General features: G+C 54.4%; 19 protein-coding genes and 4 pseudogenes. 9 read left to right on the top strand and 14 right to left on the bottom strand.

Features of this window, described 5'->3' with window-relative positions; all coding sequences use genetic code 11:
- Positions 1-5 precede the first annotated feature (5 nt).
- Complete coding sequence (locus tag ACXPVS_RS24635) at positions 6-791, top strand: transporter substrate-binding domain-containing protein (protein WP_458512223.1); 786 nt, start codon at positions 6-8, stop codon at positions 789-791.
- A gap of 120 nt (positions 792-911) precedes the next feature.
- Here the strand turns inward: ACXPVS_RS24635 and ACXPVS_RS24630 are convergent, their stop codons facing one another.
- Positions 912-1,112, bottom strand: a complete 201-nt coding sequence (locus ACXPVS_RS24630; RefSeq protein ID WP_458512222.1) for a hypothetical protein — start codon at positions 1,110-1,112, stop codon at positions 912-914.
- Positions 1,113-1,813: 701 nt separating this feature from the next.
- Positions 1,814-2,068, bottom strand: a pseudogene (locus ACXPVS_RS24625) (LysR substrate-binding domain-containing protein); the annotation flags it as partial.
- 443 nt (positions 2,069-2,511) lie between these two features.
- Between ACXPVS_RS24625 and ACXPVS_RS24620 the strand changes: the two are divergent.
- The 3 genes from ACXPVS_RS24620 to ACXPVS_RS24610 all read left to right on the top strand — a co-directional run bounded on the left by ACXPVS_RS24620 (position 2,512) and on the right by ACXPVS_RS24610 (position 5,955).
- Entirely contained in the window at positions 2,512-3,477 is a 966-nt protein-coding gene (locus tag ACXPVS_RS24620; RefSeq protein WP_458512221.1) for an IS1595 family transposase, read from the top strand.
- Positions 3,478-3,500: 23 nt separating this feature from the next.
- Positions 3,501-4,346: a glycine betaine ABC transporter substrate-binding protein gene (locus ACXPVS_RS24615; RefSeq protein WP_458512220.1), complete on the top strand. Its 846-nt coding sequence runs from the start codon at positions 3,501-3,503 to the stop codon at positions 4,344-4,346.
- A gap of 430 nt (positions 4,347-4,776) precedes the next feature.
- Entirely contained in the window at positions 4,777-5,955 is a 1,179-nt protein-coding gene (locus ACXPVS_RS24610; protein WP_458512219.1) for a hypothetical protein, read from the top strand.
- Positions 5,956-6,296: 341 nt separating this feature from the next.
- On the opposite strand, the gene ACXPVS_RS24605 is transcribed toward ACXPVS_RS24610, so the two are convergent.
- Complete coding sequence (locus ACXPVS_RS24605) at positions 6,297-7,190, bottom strand: LysR substrate-binding domain-containing protein (RefSeq protein WP_458512218.1); 894 nt, start codon at positions 7,188-7,190, stop codon at positions 6,297-6,299.
- A gap of 204 nt (positions 7,191-7,394) precedes the next feature.
- Here ACXPVS_RS24605 and ACXPVS_RS24600 point away from each other — a divergent pair, with 204 nt between their 5' ends.
- The 3 genes from ACXPVS_RS24600 to ACXPVS_RS24590 all read left to right on the top strand — a co-directional run bounded on the left by ACXPVS_RS24600 (position 7,395) and on the right by ACXPVS_RS24590 (position 11,947).
- Positions 7,395-8,651, top strand: coding sequence for a M24 family metallopeptidase (locus ACXPVS_RS24600; RefSeq protein WP_458512217.1), 1,257 nt, complete (start codon positions 7,395-7,397; stop codon positions 8,649-8,651).
- A 51-nt stretch (positions 8,652-8,702) separates the two neighbouring features.
- Positions 8,703-10,223 (top strand): acetaldehyde dehydrogenase ExaC, encoded by a 1,521-nt coding sequence (exaC, locus tag ACXPVS_RS24595; protein ID WP_458512216.1) that lies wholly within the window; start codon positions 8,703-8,705, stop codon positions 10,221-10,223.
- Positions 10,224-10,321: 98 nt separating this feature from the next.
- Positions 10,322-11,947: a BCCT family transporter gene (locus tag ACXPVS_RS24590; protein ID WP_458512215.1), complete on the top strand. Its 1,626-nt coding sequence runs from the start codon at positions 10,322-10,324 to the stop codon at positions 11,945-11,947.
- A 461-nt stretch (positions 11,948-12,408) separates the two neighbouring features.
- On the opposite strand, the gene ACXPVS_RS24585 is transcribed toward ACXPVS_RS24590, so the two are convergent.
- From ACXPVS_RS24585 to ACXPVS_RS24570, 4 genes and pseudogenes are all read right to left on the bottom strand, one after another.
- Positions 12,409-13,374, bottom strand: a complete 966-nt coding sequence (locus tag ACXPVS_RS24585; protein ID WP_458512214.1) for a YHYH protein — start codon at positions 13,372-13,374, stop codon at positions 12,409-12,411.
- 28 nt (positions 13,375-13,402) lie between these two features.
- Entirely contained in the window at positions 13,403-14,044 is a 642-nt protein-coding gene (locus tag ACXPVS_RS24580; RefSeq protein WP_458512213.1) for a hypothetical protein, read from the bottom strand.
- A gap of 120 nt (positions 14,045-14,164) precedes the next feature.
- On the bottom strand, positions 14,165-15,559 hold the full coding sequence (locus ACXPVS_RS24575; protein WP_458512212.1) for an efflux transporter outer membrane subunit: 1,395 nt from the start codon (positions 15,557-15,559) through the stop codon (positions 14,165-14,167).
- A pseudogene (locus tag ACXPVS_RS24570) lies at positions 15,556-16,332 on the bottom strand (efflux RND transporter permease subunit); the annotation flags it as partial. The pseudogene ACXPVS_RS24570 and the gene ACXPVS_RS24575, both read right to left, overlap by 4 nt.
- An 87-nt stretch (positions 16,333-16,419) precedes the next feature.
- Between ACXPVS_RS24570 and ACXPVS_RS24565 the strand changes: the two are divergent.
- The gene (locus ACXPVS_RS24565) at positions 16,420-17,805 is read left to right on the top strand and encodes an ATP-binding protein (protein ID WP_458512211.1); all 1,386 of its coding nucleotides are present in this window, start codon (positions 16,420-16,422) and stop codon (positions 17,803-17,805) included.
- A gap of 2 nt (positions 17,806-17,807) precedes the next feature.
- Complete coding sequence (locus ACXPVS_RS24560; protein WP_458512242.1) at positions 17,808-18,494, top strand: response regulator; 687 nt, start codon at positions 17,808-17,810, stop codon at positions 18,492-18,494.
- Between the two features lie 364 nt (positions 18,495-18,858).
- Here ACXPVS_RS24560 and ACXPVS_RS24555 read toward each other — a convergent pair.
- From ACXPVS_RS24555 to ACXPVS_RS24525, 7 genes and pseudogenes are all read right to left on the bottom strand, one after another.
- Positions 18,859-19,380, bottom strand: a pseudogene (locus ACXPVS_RS24555) (methyl-accepting chemotaxis protein); the annotation flags it as partial.
- 342 nt (positions 19,381-19,722) lie between these two features.
- A pseudogene (locus ACXPVS_RS24550) lies at positions 19,723-20,826 on the bottom strand (cache domain-containing protein); the annotation flags it as partial.
- 508 nt (positions 20,827-21,334) lie between these two features.
- The gene (locus tag ACXPVS_RS24545; RefSeq protein ID WP_458512210.1) at positions 21,335-21,688 is read right to left on the bottom strand and encodes a 2Fe-2S iron-sulfur cluster-binding protein; all 354 of its coding nucleotides are present in this window, start codon (positions 21,686-21,688) and stop codon (positions 21,335-21,337) included.
- 29 nt (positions 21,689-21,717) lie between these two features.
- Positions 21,718-22,425, bottom strand: coding sequence for an FAD-binding oxidoreductase (locus ACXPVS_RS24540; protein ID WP_458512209.1), 708 nt, complete (start codon positions 22,423-22,425; stop codon positions 21,718-21,720).
- 212 nt (positions 22,426-22,637) lie between these two features.
- The gene (locus tag ACXPVS_RS24535) at positions 22,638-23,714 is read right to left on the bottom strand and encodes an aromatic ring-hydroxylating dioxygenase subunit alpha (RefSeq protein WP_458512208.1); all 1,077 of its coding nucleotides are present in this window, start codon (positions 23,712-23,714) and stop codon (positions 22,638-22,640) included.
- 343 nt (positions 23,715-24,057) lie between these two features.
- Positions 24,058-25,575 (bottom strand): ABC transporter permease, encoded by a 1,518-nt coding sequence (locus tag ACXPVS_RS24530; RefSeq protein ID WP_458512207.1) that lies wholly within the window; start codon positions 25,573-25,575, stop codon positions 24,058-24,060.
- Complete coding sequence (locus tag ACXPVS_RS24525) at positions 25,565-26,623, bottom strand: quaternary amine ABC transporter ATP-binding protein (protein ID WP_458512206.1); 1,059 nt, start codon at positions 26,621-26,623, stop codon at positions 25,565-25,567. The genes ACXPVS_RS24530 and ACXPVS_RS24525 overlap by 11 nt, the downstream gene beginning before the upstream one ends.
- Positions 26,624-26,638: the final 15 nt, after the last annotated feature.

Here is a 26,638-nt window from a genome sequence, read left to right as displayed (position 1 = left end):
TAACAATGAACAACCTAAAAAGCACAATGATGCTCGGTGGCCTGCTCGCTCTATCGTTTGGCGCTCAGGCAGAGCAATCGCATCTGAACAGCGTCATCCAACAGGGCCAGCTGCGCGTGTGCACAACAGGCGACTACAAACCCTATACCGTCAAAGCCGAAGACGGCGAATACTCGGGCATCGACATCGCCATGGCCCGCTCGTTGGCCGACAGCCTAGGCGTCAAAGTCGAGTGGGTGCAGACCACCTGGAAAACCCTGATGCCAGACATGCTCGCGGGCAAATGCGACATCGGCGTCGGCGGCATCTCGGTCACGCTGGAACGCCAGAAAAAAGCCTTCTTCAGCACCACGCTGGACGTCGACGGCAAAATCCCGCTGGTGCGCTGCGAAGATCAGGCGTTGTACCAGACCGTCGAGCAAATCAACCAGCCTTCGGTTCGCTTGGTCGAACCGGCCGGCGGCACCAACGAAGCCTTTGTTCACGCCTTTCTACCCAAGGCGCAATTACGGCTTCACGACAACGTGACCATCTTCCAGGAGCTGCTGGACAAGAAGGCTGACGTGATGATCACCGATGCTTCGGAAGCGCTGTATCAGCAGAAACTCAAACCCGGTTTGTGCGCGGTGAACCCGACGCAATTCATGCAGTACGGCGAAAAGGCTTACTTGCTGCCGCGTGATGACATGACCTGGAAGTTGTACGTTGATCAGTGGCTGCACCTGGCCAAAGTCACGGGCAACTACCAAAAAGTATTGGGCCAATGGATAGCGACAGCCGCTCCCAAATAGCCACCACCTACACAATCCTTGTAGCAGCTGGCGAAGCCTGCGTCCGACCGCGCAGCAGTCGCCAACCTAAAGCACACGGCACATCAGGCAAAACGCAAAACGGCGGAAACACTTCCGCCGTTAATCGTCGTGCAACAACCCCCAGCTGTACTCGCCGAAGCTGTTGCCGAGCGCACTGCCATGGAAATTCATCTTATTGGGGTTGTTGGTGGGCCCCGGACCAAAACCGGCAGACGGCAGGGCGGCTTCCGAGTATTCGCTATGGGTGCTTGCGCCCGAACAGGCGCTCAATAGCAACGTGTAGCGGTCTGTAGCGGTCAACTAATTCCAGACCACTACAAGACTCGCCTAAACCCAGCAACCCCAATCCTGATAAACTCCCCACCTCCCAGCCTCACCCATCTCAGAACCGCCAATGCCCTTAATCACCGCCACACCCGCCCCGCTGTCCCGCCGTTTCTCCGTCGCCCCGATGATGGATTGGACGGGTACGATTTAATTTACTTGATATTTCAAATACTTAAAAATTAACCCATCCATAATTAAGAGAAATTTAAGCACTCATTAAATGAGTCGCTCCCCGCAGCACTGTTAATCAACGTGCAAAACTTTCCAGATTTCCGGAGTAAACAGCGTCCAAAAGTTTCCACTCCCGGGGGGGCAACCATCCGGTCTTTCGACCGGAGATTCTGGGGTGTTATCGATGGATATAACTGCCGAAATTCGGCACCGACACCTGGTTAGCGGTGAGAGCATTAGTGCAATTGCTCGTAGCCTTAAACTCTCCCGGCCAACGGGGCGCAAGCATCTCCTCACGACGGTTGAGCCGGTGTATGCACGCCAGCAACTGCCCCCACCAAAGCTCGGTAGGTTCCAGGTCACGCTGCAAACCTGGCTCAATACCGAGCAGCATTTACCTCGCGCCCGATGACGCACAGCGTGCCTTCGATGATTCTGCTTAAGGTGTAAATTGCCCCCCCTTTCTCCTCACTGAACGGCGCCACAGATGTGCGCCTGCTCATTTACTTTGGGCGACCTGTCTGAGAGGTATAGCCTGGCCATTGGTGCAAGAGCGTGTCCACGAACTTATCCGCGGCTGGTGACAGGGGCGAGCTATGGCGGCCCATCAATCCAAGGGGCCTGCTGATAACAGGGTCGACCACTGGAAGCTGGACGAGGATTGGAAGCGTCTCCATCGACATTGCCAGACTGGGTAGCACAGCGACACCCAGGCCGACTTCCACCATCACCGATGGTGTCGACAGATGCCGCACCTCGTAGAACCAACTGGGGAGTTGGTCAGCGCCCGCCTAATCATGAGTTAAAATTATCAACAATGATGAAATTTTACCGGATACACAGATCACTACCTATCCCATATAGTCCAATTCACTTGACGTGCATGGCGCCACCAGCACTTCGACAGAGCAGCCAGCTGATAAAAAATTGTTATCTCAGCTGCTCGAATTCGAGAATAAGTAAATGAAACGCCGGGCCTGCACGCGGATCACCCGAAATCAAGCGCCAATTGCGTTCCTGCTACCCACTCACAGCCTGAGTGCACATTCCTGCCTCAGACCTGATTGTGCCTTTGCCCCGCATCCAGCACCTGCGGGTGCAGAGTCATTAAAACGGCAACATGGAGCTAAAAAATGGCTATGTACTCGTTAACTGTTGCAAGGCCTAGACTGAAGACGTGTGCTCATCAAGGAGTGCCGTTATGGATGCCCAATCCTTTCAACACCTGCTGGCTCGGCTTGATCGCCTCACGATCAAACAGAAGTCCACCGTTCAGCATTTTCTCCAGATCAACGTGCAGCGAGATGGCTTTGAAGAGCTCATCCCTGATCTGAAAGCCTGCCCGCACTGTGCCGCCGACGCCGCGCAACTGGCCTCATGGGGGCGCAGTGGTGGCTTGCAGCGCTATCGCTGCAAGGTCTGTCGGCGCACGTGCAATGCATTGACTGGAACACCCTTGGCGCGCCTACGCAAAAAGGACTGCTGGCTGGATTATGCCCAAACCCTCATTGCTGGGTTGACCGTGAGAGCGGCGGCCCGACACTGCAGCGTCAGCAAGAACACTTCATTTCGCTGGCGACATCGGTTTTTGCATGATGCAGCGGCGCATCACGATGCGCGTGAAAGCGGCATTGTCGAGGCCGACGAAACGTTCTTTCTCGAGTCATTCAAAGGTCAGCGCGAGATGCCGCGCCCACCTCGTAAACGCGGGGGTGTGGGCAAGACACGCGGAACGGGGCCGGATCAGATACCCGTTTTGGTTGTTCGCGACCGTGAGGGACATACCGCTGACTTTCAGCTGGAGAAGCTCGACGCCGTCCATGTAAGTGCCGCACTAAGGCCTTTGGTGGATAAAGCGTTGGTGCTCTGTACTGATGGCGCAGCAATCTATGCGGCATTTGCACGCCGTAACGGGATCACCCACAAGGTGGTGTATGCGAGGCCGGGGTTACGCGTTCAGGAAGCAGCTTTTCATATCCAGAACGTCAATGCCTATCACAGTCGACTGAAGGGCTGGATGGTGCGCTTTCATGGTGTGGCAACCAAGTACCTCGTTAACTACCTGGGTTGGCGCCGCATGTTGGAGCGGTACACAAAGCGCATTCAGCCAGAGTTTTGTCTGCAGGAGGCGGTGGGCCGCCCCATGCAACAGTTAAAGGGTACATAGCCTAAAAAATGATGATAAGAACAATGAAATCCCTGCTGCTTGGCAGCTTGTTGATTGCGTCCGGCCTGACTCAGGCGGACACCGACAAGGCCATCACCATTGGCATGAACAACTGGGCGGAGAATATTGCCGTCGCCAATATGTGGAAGATCCTCTTGGACGAAAAAGGCTACGACGTAGAGCTGAAAAGCGCCGACAAAGCCCTGCTCTACAACGGTGTCGCTCAGGGCAAGTTAGACCTAACCTTCGAAGTCTGGCTGCCCACCTCTGACAAGCCGGCGTTCGACAAGGTCAAGGACAAGGTCGCGCTACTGGGACCCTGGCTACCTGAAGCTAACTTGGGCCTGGCGGTACCTGACTATGTCAGCATCGACAGCATTGACCAGCTGAACGCCAACAAAAAAGACTTCGAGACGACCGGTTCTCCGACCATCGTCGGTATCGACTCGGGCAGCAGCCTGATGATGCTTACCGACCAGGCAAAGGAACAGTACCAACTGGACTACAACGTTTTACCTTCGTCCGAGTCAGCCATGCTGTTGACCCTAGAGCGAGCACTCAAACGCAAGGAAGCGGTTGTGGTGACCCTGTGGAAACCGCACTGGGTATGGGCCAAGCACAAGCTGCGTTACCTGAAGGACCCCAAGGGAGCATTCGGTAAGACCGACTCGATCTATGGAATTGCATCCAAATCGTTTAAGGGCGAGCATCCGGAAGTGGAGCGCTGGTTGCAGCAATGGAAGATGGACGACACCTCCCTTGGCGGATTGATGGCGGAAATCATCGAGCAGGGTCAAACGCGTCCGGAGAAAGGCACGCGTGTCTGGCTCGAAGCAAATCGCGCACTGACCGAGCAATGGCTGCGCTGAACCCGACCGCCCCTTTCTAAAGATACAGCGTTGTACGTGGCCAGGCCTGAGCGGCCTCGCCCCGTGCATTGATGTGCCTTCGTGATGAGCCAGTTGACCTTGTCGCGTCGATGCTCACCAAGTGAGAAGAACTTCTAGTTGCCTGTACGGCGAGTTGGCTAACTAAAGTTCGGATGATTGAGGTTCCGAGGCAAGGCGCTGCGACGAGTCATAGCAGGCGATTACGAAGAGCGGCAACACCGTATCGGGGCACTTAGACGCCGAAATTGACTAATAGAACTAGCCACACAGGTCACTAGTCACGCCTAAATGCGTGAAACCACACGTTAAAACTTTCTAGTGACCCTCTCCGCCCACGAATGCTCACATCGACTTCGGACGGGTACTGTTTTCGTAAAAAATCATAATAAGACCAAGCAGGAGATATTGAGTGCTCATCAAAAAATATAAAAAATCTCAGTCACTACTAGTGCTCCCCATAGTCCTCGCCCTTAATCAAGCAGTTATAGCGGCTCCCGTTACCGAGAACCTTGATATCGGCGGAGCGGTGAGAGCCCGATTTGATTATGACCCAGATCGAGATATTCAAAAATTATCTTTTGATACGTTCCGGATTGATGTGAATTACAATTCGGCCACTTGGATAGGCTCCGCACAATATAGGTTCTACGGCGGGTCTTACCCTTACGATTATGTTGACAGCATCGGCGATGTTGCCTTCCCATCCTGGGCCTGGATCGGCTACAAGTTTGATGAGTCTCAGCAGATACAGGTTGGTATAAATCAGGTCCCATTCGGTTTACAGCCGTACTTCGGCAGCACATTCTACAAAGGCTTGGGCAATGTCGTCGGTTTGGAGGATGTGCATAATCTGGGCGTCAAGTACATCAATGACGGCCCCGAGTGGAACCTTCAAGCCGCTTACTATGCAACTGATGGCGGCCAGTGGAAAGGCACTAGTCGAGGTGGCAAATCGTACTCTACCAATGTGGCTGACGCAGACGATTACGTAGCCGATGGTAGCGACAACTCCGAGAAAAACATGATCGCCCTACGCCTGGCTCGCAAGCTCAGCCTTGGCGACTGGAAATCGGAGATTGGGGGCTCGCTCCTAACCTCGACCTTGGAAAATCAGGATACCGGTAACGATGGCCGGCGCAACGCATTCGCTGTCCACTACATGGGTAAGAACGGGCCTTGGGGGACTCAGTTGCAAGTAGCGCGGCAACAGATGACACCGGAGAATGCCGGGACCAACAAGGTTGTGACCTTTGGCGGCTATGACGGAACCTTCAACGTGGCGTCCAAAGGCAATCTGTATGTAGGCGAACTCAGTTATGACTTGCCCGGCAAATATTGGCTGGCTTCCGGTGTGCGCGTGTATGGCAACTATAGCCTATTCGACAAATCGGAAAGCTCCTTTCAAGATTCACAGCGTTTCATTCTGGGCACGTCCTTCTCCCTTAAAGATCTGTGGATCGCTGTCGAATGGCTGCACGGCAAGAACGACCCCTACATAGGCGGAAGCAGCTATACCCAGAGTCTCGGTGCAGGCGGCAGTAACCAGTGGGAAAATCAGTTGTACGCCAACATCGGTTATTATTTTTAATGTTTTGTTTGATGACATAGAAGTGCATTAAGGGATTGCTCCCCCTCTTTGGCCAGCCACGCGCTGGCCTTTTTTCTTGGCAGTCAGTCAGATAGCACGTCAATATTCAATTGAAACGGGCACATCAGGCTGCTGAACCTGCACCTGCTCCACAGTTTTAACTGAATAGTTACCATCGAAGAATCTGTGATCATGGGAGCTCAGCCTCAAACGAAAACCTCTACCCTTGGCAAACGTTTTGGAAGCGCACAGCCAGCCCAAAAATAGATGCCTGAAAATTGAGCAAGCGTATTGAAACTGGTGGGAATTAACGTTTCTCGCGGTCACGACTTCGAGTTATTTCATGCTTTATCAGAGACAGAATCTCTATCGCAGTACCCGCTCAGCCAGGCATGTAACTGAGACACTTCATACCGATACGGCTGCTCGTTGTTGGACATTAGGTGGTAGCCGCGCCCCGGCCGGACGCTGAATGTCGAAAGGCGAGCCAACCGACCGTCCTTTAGTTCTTGATCAAGTAAATATCGAGTGCCAAGGGTCACGCCGTGGCCACGCGTGGCGGCATCCACCAGCACGATATAGTTGTTCCCGTACCCAGACGCCTTGACGCGTTGCGGATCGACGCCCAATGCCTCAAACCAGATAGACCAGTTGATCCAGTTCGGCTCCAGTCGCTCGTAGTCGAGCAAATCCTGCGCCAGAAGAGCCTCGGGCCCCTCCCCCTCCAGCGGGTGGCTGCGAATATAGTCAGGGCTCGCTACCGGATAGAGTTCTTCCTCGAACAGTAGCTGGCTCGTCCAGTTTATTCGTTTCGCTGGATCGTAGGCCACGGCAAGATCAACCCCTTCGGCGAAAAGGTCAGCCGTGTGATCCGAGGTAATCATACGAATGTTCGCGCCGAACGTCGGGTGCTGGTCGCGAAAGCTCTTCATCGCATGGCTCAGCCAGTAGTGAGATACGGCCGTGTTGGCCGCCAGGGTGACCGAAGTAGCCGTGCTCTGGACACTGATCTCCTCCACCGCGTCAGCCAGGTAGTTGAAGGACGCGCTCACCTTGCCGTACAGCTGTTGCCCGCGTGACGACAGCTTCACCCGTCGACCGTGGCGCTCAAATAGCAGGAACCCGAAGTACTCTTCCAGGTATCGAATTTGTTTGCTCACCGCCGCTTGCGAAACGTGCAGTTCCTCTGCCGCCCGCGTGAAGTTCAGGGTGCGGGCAGACGCCTCGAACACCATCAAGCTGGTTAGGGAAGGTAAGCGATGCCTTAGACTCTTCATAACCCTTAGTTATCAACTGAGATGAAATTCCATCGGATGTACAGCTCACCCACCCTCTCGTAGAGTCGGCATTGTCGCAAACCGCCAGTAAATATCCAACCTGGCAAGCAATGCGTTTAATAAGAATTGGTTATCTACCCTAGTCGACTCGAGAATACACCTATGACAACTCTGGACTGGCACGCCGAGCGTTCCGACCTCAATGATATCCAGCTGCTGGACCAAGCCCCCGAAAGCCTGGGGATCGACCTAAGCGCCGTGAGGCTCTACCGCCTCGGCCGCGTGCGTGCGGAAATGCACAAGCGGGCGATCGATGCGCTGGTGATCAGCGACCCGGTCAACATCCGCTATGCGACCGGGACCCGCAATATGCAGATTTTCTGTGCCCGCAATGCGCCGTCCCGCTACCTGCTAGTCACCGCCAAGCGCACGATTTTGTTCGAATTCACCGGCTGCGAACACCTGGCCGCTGGTTACGAAACCATCGACGAGGTACGCCCATCGATGACCGCCAGCTTCGTCGCCGCTGGTTCTGATATTGCCAACCGTGAGAAGGCATGGGCGGCTGAGATGGTCGCCACCATCAGCGAGCTGGTTGGTCCGCGCGCGACCATCGGCCTGGAGAGGATGAACGCCGGCACTGCGATCGCTATGTCGCAGCTGGGGGTAAAAGTGGTTGATGCCCAAGAGCCAATAGAAATGGCGCGGGCAATCAAGTCGACCGAAGAAATCAAGTGCGTCGTTGCCTCTCTGCGTGCTACCGAAGTCGCAGTCGGCAAGCTGCGCGAAGCGATCCGCCCAGGCATCACCGAAAACGAGTTGTGGTCGGTGCTGCACCAGTCGGTGATTGCGCAGAATGGCGATTACTGCGAGACCCGCCTGCTGAGTGCCGGCAGCCGCACCAATCCCTGGTTCCAGGAAACCTCGAGCCACGTAATCGGCGAAAACCAACTGGTCGCCCTGGATACCGACGTCGTTGGCTGTCACGGCTACTACTCGGACTTCTCCCGCACCTTCCATTCGGGCCCCGGCAAACCGAGCGAAGGCCAGCGCCCCCTCTACAAGCTCGCCCATGAGCAGGTCCATCACAACATGGAAATCCTCAAGCCAGGCATGAGCTTTCGCGAGTACGCCGACAAGGCCTGGAATATTCCGGAGAAGTACCACGCCAACCGCTACTACCTCTCGGCTCACGGCTGCGGCATGACCGGCGAGTACCCCTATCTCTACCACCATGCCGACTTCCAGGTATCGGGCTATGACGGCGAAATCCTGCCAGGCATGACGCTCTGCGTCGAAAGCTATATCGGTGAAGAAGGCGGCCCTGAGGGCGTGAAGCTGGAACAACAACTGCTGATGACCGAAACCGGTATCCAACTGCTGTCCGAGTTTCCCTTCGAAGATGAGTTGCTTCGGTAGTCAGCAACGGCTCCCAATCAACTAACAGTCAGAACAATAAGAGGCCGAACCATGATTTATGCCAAACCCGGAACACCAGGCGCTGTCATTAACCTCAAGTCGCGTTACGGTAACTTCATCGGTGGCGAGTTTGTCGCGCCGCTCAAGGGGCAGTATTTCACCAACACCAGCCCGGTCGATGCCTCGGTGATCGGCGAGTTTCCACGCTCCGATGCCTCCGACATCGAGTTAGCCCTGGACGCTGCGCATGCCGCCGCCGATGCCTGGGGCAAGACCTCGGTGCAGAATCGCTCGCTGGTTCTGCTGAAAATTGCCGACCGCATCGAAGCCAACCTCGAACTGCTGGCCGTGGCCGAAACCTGGGACAACGGCAAGGCCGTACGCGAAACCCTCAACGCCGACGTACCGCTGGCCGCCGATCACTTCCGTTATTACGCCGGTTGCATCCGCGCCCAGGAAGGCAGCGCCGCCGAGATCGACGAACACACCGCTGCCTATCACTTCCACGAGCCGCTGGGCGTGGTCGGCCAGATCATCCCGTGGAACTTCCCGCTGCTGATGGCCGCCTGGAAACTGGCTCCGGCCCTGGCCGCCGGCAACTGCGTGATTTTGAAGCCGGCCGAGCAGACGCCGCTGTCGATCAGCGTGCTGATGGAGCTGATCGGCGACCTGTTGCCGCCGGGCGTGCTCAACGTGGTGCAGGGCTTTGGCCGCGAAGCCGGTGAGGCCCTGGCCACCAGCAAGCGCATCGCCAAGATCGCCTTTACCGGCTCCACCCCGGTCGGTTCGCACATCCTCAAGTGCGCGGCGGAGAACATCATCCCGTCCACCGTGGAACTGGGCGGCAAGTCGCCGAACATCTTCTTCGAAGACATCATGAACGCTGAGCCGGCGTTCATCGAGAAAGCCGCCGAGGGTCTGGTGCTGGCGTTCTTCAACCAGGGCGAAGTCTGCACCTGCCCATCCCGCGCGCTTGTGCAGGAGTCGATCTACGACGCCTTCATGGTCGAGGTGATGAAGAAGATCAAGCTGATCAAGCGTGGCGACCCGCTGGACACCGAAACGATGGTCGGCGCTCAGGCTTCCGAGCAGCAGTACGACAAGATTTTGAGCTACCTGGAGATCGCCCAGCAGGAAGGCGCCGAGTTGCTCACCGGCGGCGCGGCGGAACGCCTGGAGGGCGACCTGGCCAGCGGTTACTACATCCAGCCGACCCTGCTCAAGGGCAACAACAAGATGCGCGTGTTCCAGGAAGAGATCTTCGGCCCGGTGGTGGGTATCACTACCTTCAAGGACGAAGCCGAAGCCCTGGCGATTGCCAACGACACCGAGTTCGGTCTCGGTGCCGGTTTGTGGACCCGTGACATCAACCGCGCCTACCGCATGGGCCGGGCGATCAAGGCCGGTCGCGTGTGGACCAACTGCTACCACCTGTACCCAGCGCACGCCGCCTTCGGTGGCTACAAGAAGTCCGGCGTCGGCCGCGAGACTCACAAGATGATGCTCGACCACTATCAGCAGACCAAGAACCTGCTGATCAGCTACGACATCAACCCCTTAGGTTTCTTTTAAGCAGAGACCGGCCTGGCTAAGGATAAGCAACGCTCGCTCAAGGATGAGCAACCCTGCACCAAACTCAGAAAATAAGTACAAGATTAATGGGATAAACGATGTCAGACCAAAAGCTCAATATAGCCTTAGCTCAACGAGGCCTTTATAAGGGGCTCAATCCGACCGTCACCTTACTCAGCAAACTGATCATCGTCGCGTTGGTGATCTATGCCGTTGTCTACCCAGATAGCGCCGTCAATTTTCTCGGCAATATCAATGACTTCCTGCTATCCAACTTCAATACCTACTACATCTATGCCGTCTCAGCGCTGTTGATATTTTGTTTTTTCGTCAGCTGTAGCCGCTTCGGCCGTATACGGCTGGGGGCTGACAACGAGGCGCCGGAGTTCTCATTCTTCTCTTGGTTTGCCATGTTGTTCAGTGCCGGCATGGGCATCGGACTGATGCTCTACTCCATCGGCGAGCCGCTCTACCACTTCCAGAACAACCCCGAAATCATCCAGGGCAGCGTTGCCAGCGCCAGCATCGAAACAGTGCCGTCGGCGATGCGTTCCACCTTGCTGCACTGGGGCCTGCATGCCTGGGGTGTCTATATCGCTGCAGGTTTGGCTATGGCCTATTTCGCCTACCGCCACAACCTACCCTTGACCATTCGCTCGACCCTTTATCCGCTGTTTGGTGAGCGCCTAAACGGCCCTCTAGGCCATTTGATCGATATCATCGCCGTAGTCGCCACCATTCTTGGCGTCGCTTCGACCGTAGGGACAGGTGTTTCCCAGCTGGTTTCCGGCGTTGAGTTCATCAGCGGCGCTGGACTACTAGTCGATGCCGACGGCAAGCCGACCAATGTTGCTTTGGTTCTAACGCTCGCATTGGTCATGTCGTTGTCGATCTTGTCGGCGCTGACCGGTGTAAACCGTGGCGTGAAATGGCTTAGCCATATCAACATGTACCTGTCGTTCGCGCTGCTCGCCGTATTCGTGGTGTTTGGCTCGACCCTTTATGGATTGAAACTGTTCGGCAGCAGTCTGCTCGACTATGCAGCCAATCTGCCGGCGCTGAGCTTCTCGGTCTGGGACAAAGACAGCGAACTGGGCCGTTGGCAGTCTAGCTGGACCATTCTCTATTGGGCGTGGTGGATCGCCTTCGCCCCCTTCGTGGGGTTATTCCTGGCTCGTATCTCACGGGGGCGCACGATTCGCGAGTTCGTGCTCGGCGGAATCTTGGTGCCGACGCTTATGTGCTTCGCCTGGATGGCCTTCCTGGGGGGCACCGCTCTCGATATGGAAACCAACGGCCAAGCAGCTGGCACGATAATAGAAGCCGTAAATAGCAATATAGGTACTGCTCTTTTCGTCACGCTACAGCAGTTGGATCTAGGTCTAGTGGGTAACCTGGCATCGATCGCCTCGGTGATCCTGATCATTACCTACCTAGTAACCTCGGCCGACTCGGGCGTACTGGTGCTGAACACAATCATGGCTGGCGGTGACACCAATCCCGCGACCCGTCACCGAGTGATCTGGGGACTGGTACTCACTTTTGTTGCAGGCTCGCTGATGCTGGCGGGAGGACTTGCTGCGATTCAGAAAGCAATGATCATCGCCGCACTGCCCTTCTCTCTCGTGATGCTGCTTATGTGCGCATCCATGCTCAAAGCACTTTTCACTCAATCGGTGTCAGTCACCAGTCAAGGCTGCCGACAAGCAGACGTTGAAGGGTGATTTACAAACGCTGAAAAGTAACTAGCCATGCTCAGCGGCTAGGCTGGCGTGAAGCCTCATCCGTGCAATATCCTTCTGGCCGCCTCCGGGCGGCTTTCCATTTTAGCTTTTACAAAAGCACGCCAGAACAGCCATACCAAGGTCCGCAAACCCGGTATCAGCGCTTATCGAGAATAAGCTAGTGGTCAGAGTTAGGGTCGTAATCGTTTTGGTGAACGCGAAGTCGTTGTTAAGCGTTCAGGCCAAATAATCATTTCAATGAACTACCTGCAAAATCAGCTCCGAAGGGTGATGTGGGTTCGTCTAGATTAGACCAACCCACATCCCACTCAACTAGTTGAAAACTGCTTTCTGCAGGTCGTGACAGATCGGTGCCCACCCAAATCTGTAGCTGGTGATAACGGATATTTAGCCAAGAGCCTAGATGCTCGGAAGTGTCTACAAAACCAGAAGCAATTCAGTTATCGCCGGCAGTACTCGCCTGTATTTACCTTGCCGCCATTGGTTATCGTTCGCGTGACGAAGTCATAACAGCCGGGCTTAGTCGAGGGGGTGTAGCGAATATAGTAGTCTTCGCCCTTAAAGCTGTAATCCATGCTCCGATTTCCATCTGCGTTTTCGCTAAAGACGAGATTCTCAACCCCACCTTGCGGTGGCCGACCAGGCGCAGCGCCGCTCCCATCTACCGCCGAGAGCGGACTCACGCGGGGGAGTTTTTCGAGGTCGGCCACTGCCCCCATCAGGCACTGCACGATATACGGTGCCTCGGCCGAGGTGTGATAGCGATAGACGTAGTTTTCGTCTGGCTGTCCGTTGCACAGGTCCAAACTTTTCTGGGCGATCACCGACCCATCTGGGTTGTTGTCGCCGTAGATCGGAAAGCCGTCAAAGGCCCAGCCGATGATCGCATCGTCCCCAGCGTTGGTCATCTGGTCGATCATGCAAGTCGGTTTGGCATGGTAGTGATAGTCATCTCCGCGCCCCGCATGGCCGCCACAGACGTCAAGCTGTCCGGTCTGAAGCGTATCGTGATGAGCTTGATGGCGTGCTAGATCCTCTTGGCTCATTTCACCACCCGCTGTGTAGTCGTAGATCGGCACACCGTTTACCGCGACGCCCAAAGCCGCATCACGGGTTTGTGGTGTTGTGCCGAGGGTTGGCGAAAGGACGATCGGCGCATCGTATTCAGCCGGAACCGGCACCTGCTCGTTTGTTCCGACAATCCCGGTCATCTTTTCATGGTCCGGGTAGGTATCGGAGTGAATGATCGCGTGGCTGTCGGTGCAGGTGACTGTGACGCGCGCAGCGAAGCCTGCGTTGGCAACCGACGCCGCGACAGCAGCACAGTGGTCGTCATGGGCGGCTGCGGTGGAGGCTGCGGCGATCAGCGCTAAGGCGGCCATCGCCACTATGGCGGGACTGGTCATGTCTTTGACTCCGTTCTGTCGGGGCGACTCACTCGACTACCAGGCGGCAGAGAATGGTGTTGCTTTGCTCAAGATCGGGTCCCCAGATCAACTTGGCCTCGCTTGCCCAATCGATCCGGTCAAAGCCGTCCTTTGGGCTGACCTCGCGTTCGGAATAGACGCTTGCCTGCGGCCAGTCCGAGGCGTCAAAGCCTGCCTGATCCCAGCCATCGGGCTCCTCTCTTACCTGAAAGGTACAGGCTCCTTCGCCCGCAACAGGGTTTGCCTCGCGTTCACACGCTTTGTCTAGCGGCGCGCTGTGAACAACCAGGCAGCTCCACTCAGCGTTGCTGACGGCAACCATCTCGCCAGAGCTATCCTTGATCTGCACGATGACGCCCCCGTCACCCATCTGCTGCCGGCCAGTGCCAATATATTCCAGACCGGAGTCGTTTTCCTTGAAGTCCTTGGCTACGAGGCCAATGACGAAAGGCCGGTTGGCGACGAACTCAAAACTCTCGGCATTGAACGAGCGCTCGGTCGTGATGGGCACGCTGTCTTCGGCAACTTGCGCACCATTGATCCGCATTTCAAACCAATTGTCGGCCCATACGTCTGCACTAAAGGTCTCCGCCGAGACCGCAGCCGAGGAAAGGCAGAGAGCTGCTAATGAAGCGATGCCGAATTTCATTAAGTAATCCTTATTCTGAGTTCCAAATTCGTACGTCAGTACATCAGTTGCATCTACGCATAATGTGATGTCTTTGACGTGCTTCACTATTGTGGTGGTGTGGACATCGAGGGCAGGCAACTAGTCGCCGATACCACCACCTAGAACTTTGTACAGCGTGATGCGGTTGCTTTGTTCAGTCAGTTGCAGGCTGATCAGATTTTGTCGTGCCGTGTACAACTCACGCTGCGAGTCGAGGGCATCCAGGTAACTGCTGGCACCGTTGCGGTAAAGCGCATCGGCCAGTTTGTAGCTCTTGGCGGTGGCCGCCGTGAGTGCCTGCTGGGCATTCAAGCGTTCCTCCAAGGTGTTGCGCACGGCCAACGCGTCGGCAACTTCCTGGAAGGCTGTCTGAATACTTTTCTCGTAAGTGGCGATCTGAATCGCATTCTCACTTTTTGCGGCATCCAGATTGGCTCGGTTACTGCCAGCATTGAAAATCGGCAGGGTGATGCTCGGGGCAAAGCTCCAAGCGCCACTGCCGCCCTTGAATAGCGAGCTGAGTTCAGTGCTACTGGTACCTGCGGCGGCCGTGAGACGGATGCTCGGGAAAAACGCTGCACGCGCAGCACCGATGTCGGCATTGGCTGCTTTCAAACTGTGCTCCGCGGCCAGCACATCCGGTCGTTGTAGCAGCAGACTGGAGGACAAGCCACTGGGGATACTCAGCAGTTGTGCTGTGCCATCGGCCAAAGCCTTTGGCAGGAATGTCTCAGGCAGGCTTTCGCCGGTCAGCAGGTTGAGTGCATTGATATCTAGCTGCACTTGGCTGCGGAAGCCAGCCACATCGACCCGCGCGGACTCGACGGTCGTCTGCGCTTGGGCCAGCGTCAAGCCTGAAGTGTTGCCCAGGTCATGGCTGCGTTGTTGGAGTTGATAGCTGGCCTGTTGGCTGCTCAAGGTTTCCTCTGCCAACTGCAGCAGGCCTCGGTCGGCGGCGACCGTTAGCCAGGCATTGGCCACTTCTGCGACGAGACTGATCTGGGTGCTGCGTTGGGTTTCCGCTAGGGCCAGATAGTCTTCTAGGGCAGCGGCGCTGAGGTTACGCACTCGACTGAAGAGGTCCAGCTCATAACTGCTAAAGCCCAGTTCGACGCTGTACTGGTGGCTGTTGCTGGCAACGCCGCTGCTGCTGAGACTGGCGGGAGTGCGGCTGTGAGTGCCGCTGCCGCTGACACTCACGGATGGCATCAACTCAGCTCGCTGAATCCGGTACTGCGCCTGAGCTTTGTCTACGTTCAGCACGGCCACTAGCAGATCACGGTTGTTGACCAAGGCGCGCTCGATTACTGCTTTCAGTTGTGGATCGAGAAAGAATTGCTGCCAGTTGATTTCGACACTGGCTTGACCATTGCTGGCGCTGGACCACTGGCTAGGAACCGGTGCTAGTGGCTGCTCATAGGTAGGCGCCAAGTTGACGCAGCCTGCCAGTAGCAATGCTGGCAACATCAATAGAGCGCGAGGAAAACCAATCATTCTTCGACTCCGCCAACAGAGGTGGTTGGTTCACGGCTCGCCATGCGGCGCACCATAACGAATAACAATGGCACGAAGAAAATCCCCAATATGGTGGCGGTGAACATGCCGCCGAGCACGCCGGTACCGATAGATTGCCGTCCGCCAGCACCCGCGCCGCTGCTCAGGGCCAAAGGCAACACGCCAAACATAAAAGCCAAAGAAGTCATCAATATTGGACGCAGACGCTGGCGACAGGCCTCTAGTGTGGCGCTGATCAGATCCTGACCCTGTTCCTGTAGATGCTTGGCAAACTCGACAATAAGAATCGCGTTTTTCGCCGCCAGCCCCACAGTGGTCAACAGACCAACCTGGAAATACACGTCATTCGTCAGTCCTGAAAGCCACGTACTGAATACCGCTCCAATGACCCCGAGCGGCACGACCAGCATCACCGAAAAGGGCACCGACCAGCTCTCATACAAAGCAGCCAAACAGAGGAAAACGAACAGCACGGATATGGCATAGAGCAACGGCGCCTGCGAGCCAGAGAGGCGTTCCTGATAAGACTGCCCGGACCACTCGTAACCGATACCGCTCGGTAGTTGAGCAATCAGGCTTTCCACCTCGGCCATGGCCTCGCCAGAGCTGACTCCGGCTGCCGGGTCCCCGACCAGCGCCACCGCAGAGCTGCCGTTGTAACGCTGCAACAAAGGTGAGCCATAGCTCCAGTCGCTCCGAGAAAATGCACTGAACGGCACCATTTCATCGCTGGCGTTGCGCACGTAAATGTGCAGAGAATATGAAGATTGCGTGGTTAGCGTTGCACCTGGCGCGCCGCTCGCCCTTAATAGCTTTTTGTTCCCGTTTACTGGCATGCCATGAAGCTCAATCTCTCACGCAAACTGTTTCTCGCTGTGCTGGGCACAGCCTTGTTTACGATCCTGGCTATGGGAGTGGCTGACGGATGGAACTTCGCGCGCGGGTTTCTCGGTTATATCAACGGCCAGACCAAGGAACGCATGATCGCCGTATTACCGAACCTGCGTGACTACTACATCGAGCACGGCAGTTGGGATGAGCTGCGCGACGGTCGCAAGAATTGGTTAGGACTGATTCACCCACAAAACAGGCTCGATCCGGACAAAACCAATTGGAGGGTGCCGCCCTCTGACCTTACTGGCGCAGTATTTCGTATTGCCCTGTTGGATGAGCACCAGAAAATGCTGGTTGGCTTCGTTGATTTACGCCAAGGAAGCCCGCGCTTGCCCATTGAGGTGGGAGGCAAAACGGTGGGGTGGGTGGCCATGTCATCATTCCAGAGCGTGACTGAGGCTGGCGGGGCGATACTGCTCAAACGGCAACTGTTAACCAGCCTTGGGGTTGGACTCCTAGCTCTGTTGTTGGCTGCACTGATTGGTGGGTGGGCCTCACGTCGATTACTGGCCCCTGTACGTCAAGTGGCTGCGGCGACCCATCGGTTAGCCAGCGGTGATTACGCCGAGCGTGTGACCGTGAGCAGTGACGACGAGGTTGGCCTGCTGGCCCGCGACTTCAATCAGCTGGCCCACACGCTAGAGCGCAACGAACGCATGCGCCGTGACTTCATGGCGGATATCTCCCACGAACTGCGCACCCCCCTGGCGGTACTGCGCGGCGAGCTGGAGGCGCTCGAAGATGGCGTACGTAAGCTTGACGGTGACTCGTTGTGCTCGTTGCAGCAGGAGGTCGCCCAATTGAGCAAGCTGGTCGACGACCTCTATGAGCTCTCTTTGGCCGACGTTGGCGCGCTGACCTATCGCAAGAGCAGCGTGGATCTATTGGAATTACTGCAGCAAGCACTGGCTGGCGCCGACGAACGTTGCCTGGAAAAGGGCCTCACACTGGAGTTGGAACTGCCTACGGCACCGCTATCGGTGCTCGCAGACGCCGGTCGCCTGCGCCAGCTGTTAGGCAACCTACTGGAAAACAGCTTGCGCTACACCGAGCCCGGTGGATGCCTGCGCATTCGCCTGTACGGAGAACCCGAACAGGTCCGCCTCGATTGGCTCGACTCTACACCCGGGGTTGCAGAGGCCGATTTGCCGCACCTGTTCGAGCGGTTTTTCAGGGGCGAGAACTCGCGCCGACGAGCCAGTGGTGGCTCCGGCCTGGGCCTAGCGATCTGCCGTAATATTGCTGAAGCTCATGGCGCTAGCCTTGAAGCGCAGCCCTCTCCGTTAGGCGGGTTAATGCTGAGTTTGCGCCTACCTCGGGAGCATATCTAATGATGAGTAATGACACGTTGCGCTCTGCACGCATCATGGTGGTCGAGGATGAACCCAAGCTGGCCGCGCTACTGCGCGACTATCTGCAAGCGGCCGGACATCAAGTGGATTGCCTTGACGATGGTCTAGCCGTGGTTCCAGCAGTACGTGCCGCCGAGCCAGCGTTGATCTTACTCGACATCATGCTGCCGGGAATGAATGGTCTACAGATTTGCCGAGAGTTGCGCACATTCAGCGAGGTACCCATCATGCTGATCACTGCACGAGTCGAGGAGGTGGATCGCCTGCTGGGTCTGGATCTAGGCGCTGACGATTATATTTGCAAACCGTTCAGCCCGCGTGAAGTGATGGCCCGTGTACGCGCCGTCCTGCGCCGCCGCCCGGTACAGTCGGGCAGTGCTTTACAATTGGATGCCGATACTTACCGGGCTCACTTTACCGGGATTGATCTTGACCTGACTCCGGTGGAGTTCCGTTTGTTGCATTGCCTAGTGGCAGCGCCGGGGCGAGTATTCTCGCGTGATCAACTGATGAACCACCTGTACGACGATCACCGCGTGGTCACCGACCGCACCGTTGATAGTCATGTGAAAAATATTCGCCGTAAATTAGATCAGGTTGCCGAAGGGCAAGAACTGATCCACTCGATTTATGGTGTGGGTTATAAAATTGAACTGAATGGCATCTAGCTCCTAGAGCCACCTTATCGCCCACTCTGGGCCAATCCAGTCCTCCACGACCGGATGCTATTGGCCACATAGCGACGGCTGTAGCGGCTAAACGTCAGTTTGCTCAACCATTTCGCACGAACGGGATGCAAGATCACCACTGCACAACTGGATCCGAACCCAGCTCTCAACATAGCAACCCATGCGAAGCTCGCGCACTGCGTTAGGTAAACACTAGCCGGGAAACCGAGGGCTCGGGCCGTCAGTCACACGATATTGGCGGAATAACCTTCCGCAGAGTCGGGCGGCGACGCCGCCGCTCTGTGGGCCTGCGGTTCTGCGTGCGAACGTCTGGCGTGGAACCCCTGCCGCCGGCAGCCACGCACTATTCGGTGCGAAAGCGCGCCACCAGTTGTTTCAGCTCGCTGCTCAGGTCGCTCTGTTCGCGGGAGTACTGCTCCACCTCCATGGCCTGGCTGGAGACCTGATTCACCGCCTCGTTGATGGCGACGACATTCTGGTTGATATCTTCAGCGACCAGATGTTGCTCTTCGGTGGCGGTGGCGATCTGCATGGTCATGTCGCGGATCATCTGTACCGCGCTTTCAATATTCTCGAAAGCGCTCATGACCTCGCCGGACAGTTCAATGGCCTTGCTGGACTCAGACAGGCTGTGATCCATGGTCACCGTCACTTCCTTGATACGGCTGACCAGCAGATTGAGGATATGGTTGATCTGCCCGGTGGAATCCTGGGTGCGCTTGGCCAGGTTGCGCACCTCGTCCGCCACCACCGCGAACCCTCGCCCCTGCTCGCCCGCTCGGGCGGCCTCAATGGCGGCGTTCAAGGCCAGCAGGTTGGTCTGCTCGGCGATCTGCTGGATGGTCGAGAGGATGTTGTTGATGTTGACCGTCTCACGCTCCAGTTCCTGGATCACCTTGCTGGAATCCTGGATGCTGGCACCCAGGTTGTTGACCCCGGCCGCACTGCGGCTGATCACTTCCTTGCCACTGCGAGTCGCCGCCAGACCCTGTTCCGAGACATCGGCGGTTCTTACACAGGTCTGCGCCACTTCGTTGGCCGCCGAGGACATCTCGGTCACCGCCGTGACGATCTGCTCCACCGCACTCAGCTGGCGCTGCAGGCTGGCCGACATGGCCGTGGTGCGTTCATTGGTGTGGCTGGAGACGCCATGCATGCTGATGGCGTTATCCTTGATCACCTTGATCATGGACTGGGTCGACTCGATGAACTGATTGAACCATCTGGCCAGCTCACCGGTTTCATCCTTGCCGAGCAGGGCCAGGCGGCTAGTCAGGTCGCCCTCACCCTGGGCGATGGTGCGCAGCCCCTCCTTGACCAGGTTGATCGGGGTGACGATACGGTTGGCGATGATCACTCCGGCGATGCCAAATAGCAGCACCAGCACCACGCAGACGAACAGGGTCAACCAGGTCAGCTCATGGGCGCTGGCGTAGATTTCGGCGGTCTGCTTGAAGCCGATAAATTTCCAGCCCAGTTGCGGCGAGGTGTAGACGTTGGCCATATAGTCGACCCCATCGATGCTCACCTCGATCAGGCCATTCTGGGTATTGTTGATGGTCGCGAAGTAGGCATCTTGCAGCTCGCCAAGCTTCTTGAAGTTGTTCTCCGGCTGGTGGCCGTCCACCAACAAGGTACCGCTGCTCTCCACCAGCATGAAGAAGCCGGTATCGCCGAAGCGGATCTTCTGGGTCATGTCGGTGAGGGCCTTGAGCGACACGTCCGCCGCCACCACCCCGGCAAAATTTCCAGCCTTGTCCTTGAAGCCCTTGATCACCGAAACATAGACCGCGTCGTCCGGCTTCCAGTAGTAGCCGTCGCGGCGCGCCAACTTGAAGCTGGCGTCTTTACCGATGCTGTACCAAGGGCGCTTACGCGTATCAAACTCGCCGTAATCACCGGTACCCGGCCATTCCACATAAGCACCCTCGGCATCGCCCATATAGACATAGCCGAAGGTCGGGTTGTTGTTACCGATACTGGAAAAGTAATCGAATATTTGCTTCTCGCGACCACCCTTGGCAGTGGCTACCTGGCCAGGCTTTTGTGCCGCGCCAAAATAGGTGCTCAGCTCACCGCCGTCGGTGTCCCTGACTGCGGGATAGTCCGCCAATGCGGCGACTGTATGGCCAACCGAGTCGAAGAAGGTGGCGAAGGTATTGTCCACCAGTTGCACGTCCAGGCTGCTCGACTCGAGGAAGTGGGTCTTGGCCTGCTCCGTCACGTTGCGAATGGTCAACAACGCCACGATCAGGACAGGAACCAGGGTTGCAACCAGAAAACTCGTCAGCAACTTGGTTTTAATACTCATAGCAGTAATCGCCCTAGTTATTTTTTTTGAGGAGCTAGCACAGGCCGACCAAGACCAATGCACGGTATTTTTCGTGCTGGCAAAAGAAGAGCTAGTGGACTGTTCGTGAAGTTCGCTTACCTATTAAGCAAGAGCAAATATACTGTGCTCCCCTCCTTTTTCGGCGTGCGCAGCATGGCTCGACCAACGGTGTTGTCGACCTAGCATCCTGGATGATCTTAACACTTGAGATAGTGAGCCAAATCTAAATACTCAAAGTGAAGAATGTCACGCACACTTCGCATGAATCCACCCGAACCGCAACATAATATTTTTCGCGAAGCAAAGTCAGGCGCTATTAATTCCAGCACAAGGTGATTCAAACGCCCTTGAAAACCAGTCCATACATCGTAACGATCTGTGCCCCTGATGACCCAGCTAATTTTTATATCATGATTTCGCTTAGACACATGTTCAACTTCATCAGTTAATTATAAATTTTGTCGTAAATTGGTTGAAGGTAGAACAACTAGATTTCAAGCACGACTCGACCTATCGCACGAGAACAGCAAGCCAAAATATATCCCGACTCAACATCATGATCAGAAATCCCGCCATTATGTATCATATGGACTTCCCCGGACACTTTCTTTATCTTGCAACTCCCACACACACCGAACATACATGCCGACGGTATATCGACCCCCGCTTCCTTTGCGACCGTAAATATCGTGTCAGTCTCTTTACACGTCACCTCCAAACCTAGAGAGGAAAAATAAATCTGTGCTGATTCGTCATCAGCAGGAATTACATCATCACGAATCGGGCTATCCTGCTCCGTAAATATCGGGGCACCGAAGCTCTCCTCATGATAATGAGTCATGTCAAATTCTTCAGCATGAAGAATGTCCCTCACCCCCCCCGCATAAAACTCTCAGAACCGCAACAAAACACTTCTCGCGAAGCAAAGTCCTGAGCTATTAATTCCAACATAATTTGATTAAATCGCCCCTGACACCCTGTCCAAACATCATAACGGTCGGTATCTTTGACTATCCAGTTTACTTTAATATCAGGGTCGCGCTTAGACATATGCTCGACCTCATCGCGAAAAAGTATTTCAGAAGGCCGTGACGCACAATGAATGAAAATAATATCTGTATGAACACTATAATCGTAAAGCCAGCGCAACATAGAGATAGTTGGGGTAATACCCGAGCCAGCGGTTATAAACAAGTATTTTTTTGCTGGATGAGTCTGGCAGGAAAAAATACCAGACGGACCATAAGCGTTTATACGGTCGCCCAACTTAAGGTTGTCCAACAACCAGGCACTACCTCCTTGACCCTCTGGATTTCGTTTTATTGTGATGCCGATAGAAAGAGGCCTAGACGGAGTAGTAGATAGCGTATATGACCGGCGAAGAATACCATTCTCCGTAGGTACCTCAATAGTAATGAACTGTCCTGGTATGTAATTAAACAACTGCCCTTCTGCGGCCTTGAAGAAAAAGGTCTTGGCGCTTAGTGTTTCTGGCATTACCATCACACATTCTAATTCCTGCCCTCCACTCCAGAACTTATTTTTATCTACAGACTCATCCAGAACAGATACATTCATGACGTTAACCCTATTCAAGTGTAACTGACAATTCAAGGTGTGAATCACCTCCATCACACCCTGAGTTGTCGACCATTGACAATGACCATAACTCCCAACAAGTACCTGAACAAGCCCACCTCGCAATAGAGACGATTACTTAATGACAAATAATCGTCATATAACAACCTTAGCGATCAGGCCTCTTCAGTGCGCCGCTAATAAAAAGCAGTTTAGAGAGAGTTTTGTTCCATCGTATCCGCGTACCAATCAATAAACCCTTTTACACCAAACTCTGCTGTAGGCGAGTATGGACCTGGTTTATAAGCGCGTGTATTGATACCCAACTGATTACGCTCAACGAAACTACGATCTTCATCGTTCGTTTCACGCCAAACCTTTGTTAAGTTGTCAAGATCATAATCAATCCCCTCTACAGCATCTTTCGGGACCAACCACTTACACGTCAATTGAGTTTGTTGAGGCCCAATCGGCAGCACCCTAAAGGAAATGCAGTGATCTGCCTGATAATATAACCAGACATTCGGCAGATGCATATTACGCAACGTGCCTACGTCAACATTTGGCAAAGTACCCAACCGATGATTTTTCACAGCCGGTTGGCCGTCCATTGTCATAGAAATAGTGCCCTTTACGAGAGGCATTCGAGCAATCCGCCAAGCATTCGTGTTCACTGCACGATATGGCAGTTGTTTTGCATCCCACTCAATAAAAGCACTCTCCATATGTTTTTTAGCTGCAGGCGTAGTGACCGGATCATTGGGGTCATCCGTTTCGGGCAGGCTTCGTAGTAATGAAGGATGCCCAACCTGACAGTGATAGCACTCACGATTATTTTCCCAAACCAGTTTCCAGTTGCCTTGCTCGACAATCGAGATTTCGGCAGCCACTTTCAAATCATCCATACCATGAGGCGTAATATAGGGTTCAATTGTACTAGCGTAATCAGAAAATTCCGGCGGACTATCGCTGAGACAAACATAAACAGTCCCGCCTACCACCCTGACATTAACCTTATTTAATGGAAAATCCTCCTTGTCAAAATCACTACCCATTTCACGAGCAAAAATAAGCTGACCGTCTAATTCATACGTCCACTGATGGTATGGACAGACAATCTTAGGAGCACTTCCTCTAGCCTGAGTACATAGCACGGAACCTCTATGCCGGCACGTATTAAAAAAAGCATTAATACCATGTTCTTTGTTGCGCACAATCAATACTGAATCCTTGCCTATATTTACCGTGACATAATCCCCAGCCTTAGGGACTTCGCACGTGTGTGCCACGGCAGCCAACTTCGTGCAAAAATTAACTCCATCTCCAAACGAAAGATTTCAGGGTCGGTGTAAAATTGTTGAGGCAAGCTGAAGCCGGATTTCCTGGCGATAAGCTGCTCCAGTACAGACTTTGCAAAACTCATACAACCTCCAATGAAGAAACGTTACATCGTAATGTTATACCAACGCAAAAACATCAATTCATTGCAAAGGCATAATCGAGACCAATGAAATATAAAGCCTGCTTATACTATCGAATGACAAATCCTCATACATACCAATTACGTAGAGTTTCTAGGTTTCACCTTGAAACTCTACGTCAGCAATCGTTAGGTAGTAGTCGTCTGACTCCCTACACTTTTTTCTTAAATTGACCCTGCACGATACGATCAATGACCATGGCACAAAGTAGAATGGCAATACCGGCCAACAGACCCTGCCCCTTTGCTGCGTACTGCAAAGCCATTAACACGTCTGAACCCAGCCCTTCGGCGCCGATGAGCGAGGCGATCACTACCATTGACAGGCACATCAAAATTGTCTGATTAACCCCTGTCATGATATTTGGCATAGCGAGAGGAATCTCAACATCAAACAGAAGTTTGCGTCGGGTACAGCCAAAGGCTATTGCCCCTTCTACTATGGTGGCCGGTACTTGTTTAATGCCTAAGGCAGTTAAGCGCACCACCGGCGGAAGGCCGAATATGATGGTTGCCAAAATGCCTGGCGGCTTACCTGTCCCAAAAAACGCGATGATAGGAATCAGATAAACAAAGGCCGGCATGGTTTGCATAAAATCAAGTGCCGGTTCGGTCGTGGCGTAAACATAACGATTTTTCGCGCACCATATGCCTAACGGTACCCCGATCAGCACGCAGATGGTCGCTGCCGCCCCCAACAACGCAACCGTTGACATGCTTTTTTCCCAAAAGCCCAGAAACGCTAGGTAGGCCAAGGCAGCGAGGGTAAATATCGCGACTCTCGGACCAGCCAGACGCCAAGCCATGACCAGTATCACCATCATCGTTACCGGCCAGGGTGTATCTACCAATATCACTTCGAGGGTATCGAGCAGCAAACTGATAGCACTCGTTATCCCATCAAAAAAACTGGCGCCTTTTAACGCGACGAAATCAAAGCTCGCATCCATCCAATTAGAGATTGATGAGTAAACGGATTGATCGCTCGGGAACTTGATCAGCCATTTTACCGGCTTCTCAACTGTGTAGCGGTACAAGGTCAATGGATAAATCATTGCTAACACGGCGACGCCAAACAGCAGACTCGTCAGGCTGAAACCGCTTGGCTCAGCTTTATTAATGCGCCACCGACAATACTTCTTCTCGTATGCCGGATTGGCCAGAAAGCCCTGGAGCACGATGATCGCCAGCAGACCAAGTGAACCCCACAACAAAAATTGGCTCGCTCCCGACGCAGCCGCACTGGCAGCTTCTATGGCCCTCTCAGCAGCACGTTGTAGGTTATCGGAAGTGCGCTGTAAGGACTCTGCATTGCTAGCGCCTGAGTCGAAGGCGGTCTGTGCTTTTATGGCCATTTCTTGCGACTTCGTAGTCAAACGCGCCGCGCGTGCCAGCTGGTCAGCGCCCAACTCCCCCCATAACCCTTTTCCTAGCTGGACCAGAGCTAATAGATTGGCAATGGCGCTCAACCAGAACAAGCCCCACAGATTACGAGCAGCAGCCCAGAATGGCCCCAGCAAGGCTGCATAAATGTTAAATGTTAACGGTATACCATTGCGGGACTGGATCTTTATGAATTGATTAGCATAATAGCTTCCATTCCTCCCGGCAAAATGCTCGGCGGAATTACCCAGATCAACAGCTATATTTTTTTGCTGATTAGCCGTCATTGTTATTACCTCCTCTGATGCCCAACAACAGAGTATCTTTGCTGACTATCCCAATATCCACACCCTCGGCATCAGTAACAATTATTGGCAGCTCTGAAGAGGTCGCAATATCAATTAACTTTTCTAGAGAGGTGTGTTCATTGACTCGTGGTGACTGGGCAGTATTCATACCGGCAGGCAGGATAATGCTATTGACATCCTGCATGATGGAGCGGGCACTAATAAGCTTCAGGTTAGAAATGTCCTTGACGAATTCAGCCACATATTCATCTTCTGGGTGCATCACTATCTGCTCCGGTGTGCCCACCTGAACCAGCTGTCCATCCTTCATGATCGCAATACGGTCTCCAATCCGGATAGCCTCATCGAGATCATGCGTAATGAAGACTGTGGTCTTCTTAAGCGTCTTGGTCAATGAAACAAACTGGTTTTGCAGCTCTCGACGGATTAGAGGGTCGAGCGCACTAAAGGGTTCGTCCATCAGAAGTACTTCTGGATCACTAGCCAACGCTCGTGCAAGCCCAACGCGCTGCTGCATGCCACCAGAAAGCTGTGCGGGAAAGTAGTCCTCGTAGCCCCCAAGGTTCACCAGGGACAGGGCGCGCTGCGAGATCTCCCAGCGTTTGAATTTGGGTATGCCCTGAACCTCTAGAGGAAAGGCGACGTTATCGAGCACGCTCCGATGTGGCAGCAGCGCCATATGCTGAAAGACCATACCGATATGCTTGGCGCGGATATTTCGCAACTCGTTATGAGATAACGCTGACATATCCTGACCCAGCACCTTAATGGTGCCAGCCGTAGGTTCTATGAGACGGTTTAAGTGACGAATCAGCGTCGACTTACCACTACCCGATAGTCCCATAATGCAAAATATTTCGCCGCACTGTACCGTAAAGGAAACATTGGAAATTCCCACTACGCAAGCAAATCGGCTCAGCACACTTGCTTTATCAAGGCCCTCTTCATTGATAGCCTTCATGGCCTCTGATGGGTTCTGGCCGAAGATCTTCCAAACCCCATCTAAGCTAATAACGTCTGCTTGCATGCTCAGTACTCCTAT

Source organism: Pseudomonas sp. Ma2-10, assembly GCF_054330215.1.
The sequence above is the reverse complement of the archived record's forward strand: the minus strand, read 5'-3'. Positions and strand labels throughout refer to the sequence as shown.

Coding starts and splice junctions, on each gene's coding strand:
- ACXPVS_RS24635 (WP_458512223.1), top strand. CDS start 6: ATGAACAACCTAAAAAGCACAATGATGCTCGGTGGCCTGCTCGCTCTA.
- ACXPVS_RS24620 (WP_458512221.1), top strand. CDS start 2,512: ATGGATGCCCAATCCTTTCAACACCTGCTGGCTCGGCTTGATCGCCTC.
- ACXPVS_RS24615 (WP_458512220.1), top strand. CDS start 3,501: ATGAAATCCCTGCTGCTTGGCAGCTTGTTGATTGCGTCCGGCCTGACT.
- ACXPVS_RS24605 (WP_458512218.1), bottom strand. CDS start 7,190: ATGGTGTTCGAGGCGTCTGCCCGCACCCTGAACTTCACGCGGGCGGCA.
- ACXPVS_RS24600 (WP_458512217.1), top strand. CDS start 7,395: ATGACAACTCTGGACTGGCACGCCGAGCGTTCCGACCTCAATGATATC.
- exaC (WP_458512216.1), top strand. CDS start 8,703: ATGATTTATGCCAAACCCGGAACACCAGGCGCTGTCATTAACCTCAAG.
- ACXPVS_RS24590 (WP_458512215.1), top strand. CDS start 10,322: ATGTCAGACCAAAAGCTCAATATAGCCTTAGCTCAACGAGGCCTTTAT.
- ACXPVS_RS24585 (WP_458512214.1), bottom strand. CDS start 13,374: ATGACCAGTCCCGCCATAGTGGCGATGGCCGCCTTAGCGCTGATCGCC.
- ACXPVS_RS24580 (WP_458512213.1), bottom strand. CDS start 14,044: ATGAAATTCGGCATCGCTTCATTAGCAGCTCTCTGCCTTTCCTCGGCT.
- ACXPVS_RS24575 (WP_458512212.1), bottom strand. CDS start 15,559: ATGATTGGTTTTCCTCGCGCTCTATTGATGTTGCCAGCATTGCTACTG.
- ACXPVS_RS24565 (WP_458512211.1), top strand. CDS start 16,420: ATGAAGCTCAATCTCTCACGCAAACTGTTTCTCGCTGTGCTGGGCACA.
- ACXPVS_RS24560 (WP_458512242.1), top strand. CDS start 17,808: ATGAGTAATGACACGTTGCGCTCTGCACGCATCATGGTGGTCGAGGAT.
- ACXPVS_RS24545 (WP_458512210.1), bottom strand. CDS start 21,688: ATGACTCATTATCATGAGGAGAGCTTCGGTGCCCCGATATTTACGGAG.
- ACXPVS_RS24540 (WP_458512209.1), bottom strand. CDS start 22,425: ATGAATGTATCTGTTCTGGATGAGTCTGTAGATAAAAATAAGTTCTGG.
- ACXPVS_RS24530 (WP_458512207.1), bottom strand. CDS start 25,575: ATGACGGCTAATCAGCAAAAAAATATAGCTGTTGATCTGGGTAATTCC.
- ACXPVS_RS24525 (WP_458512206.1), bottom strand. CDS start 26,623: ATGCAAGCAGACGTTATTAGCTTAGATGGGGTTTGGAAGATCTTCGGC.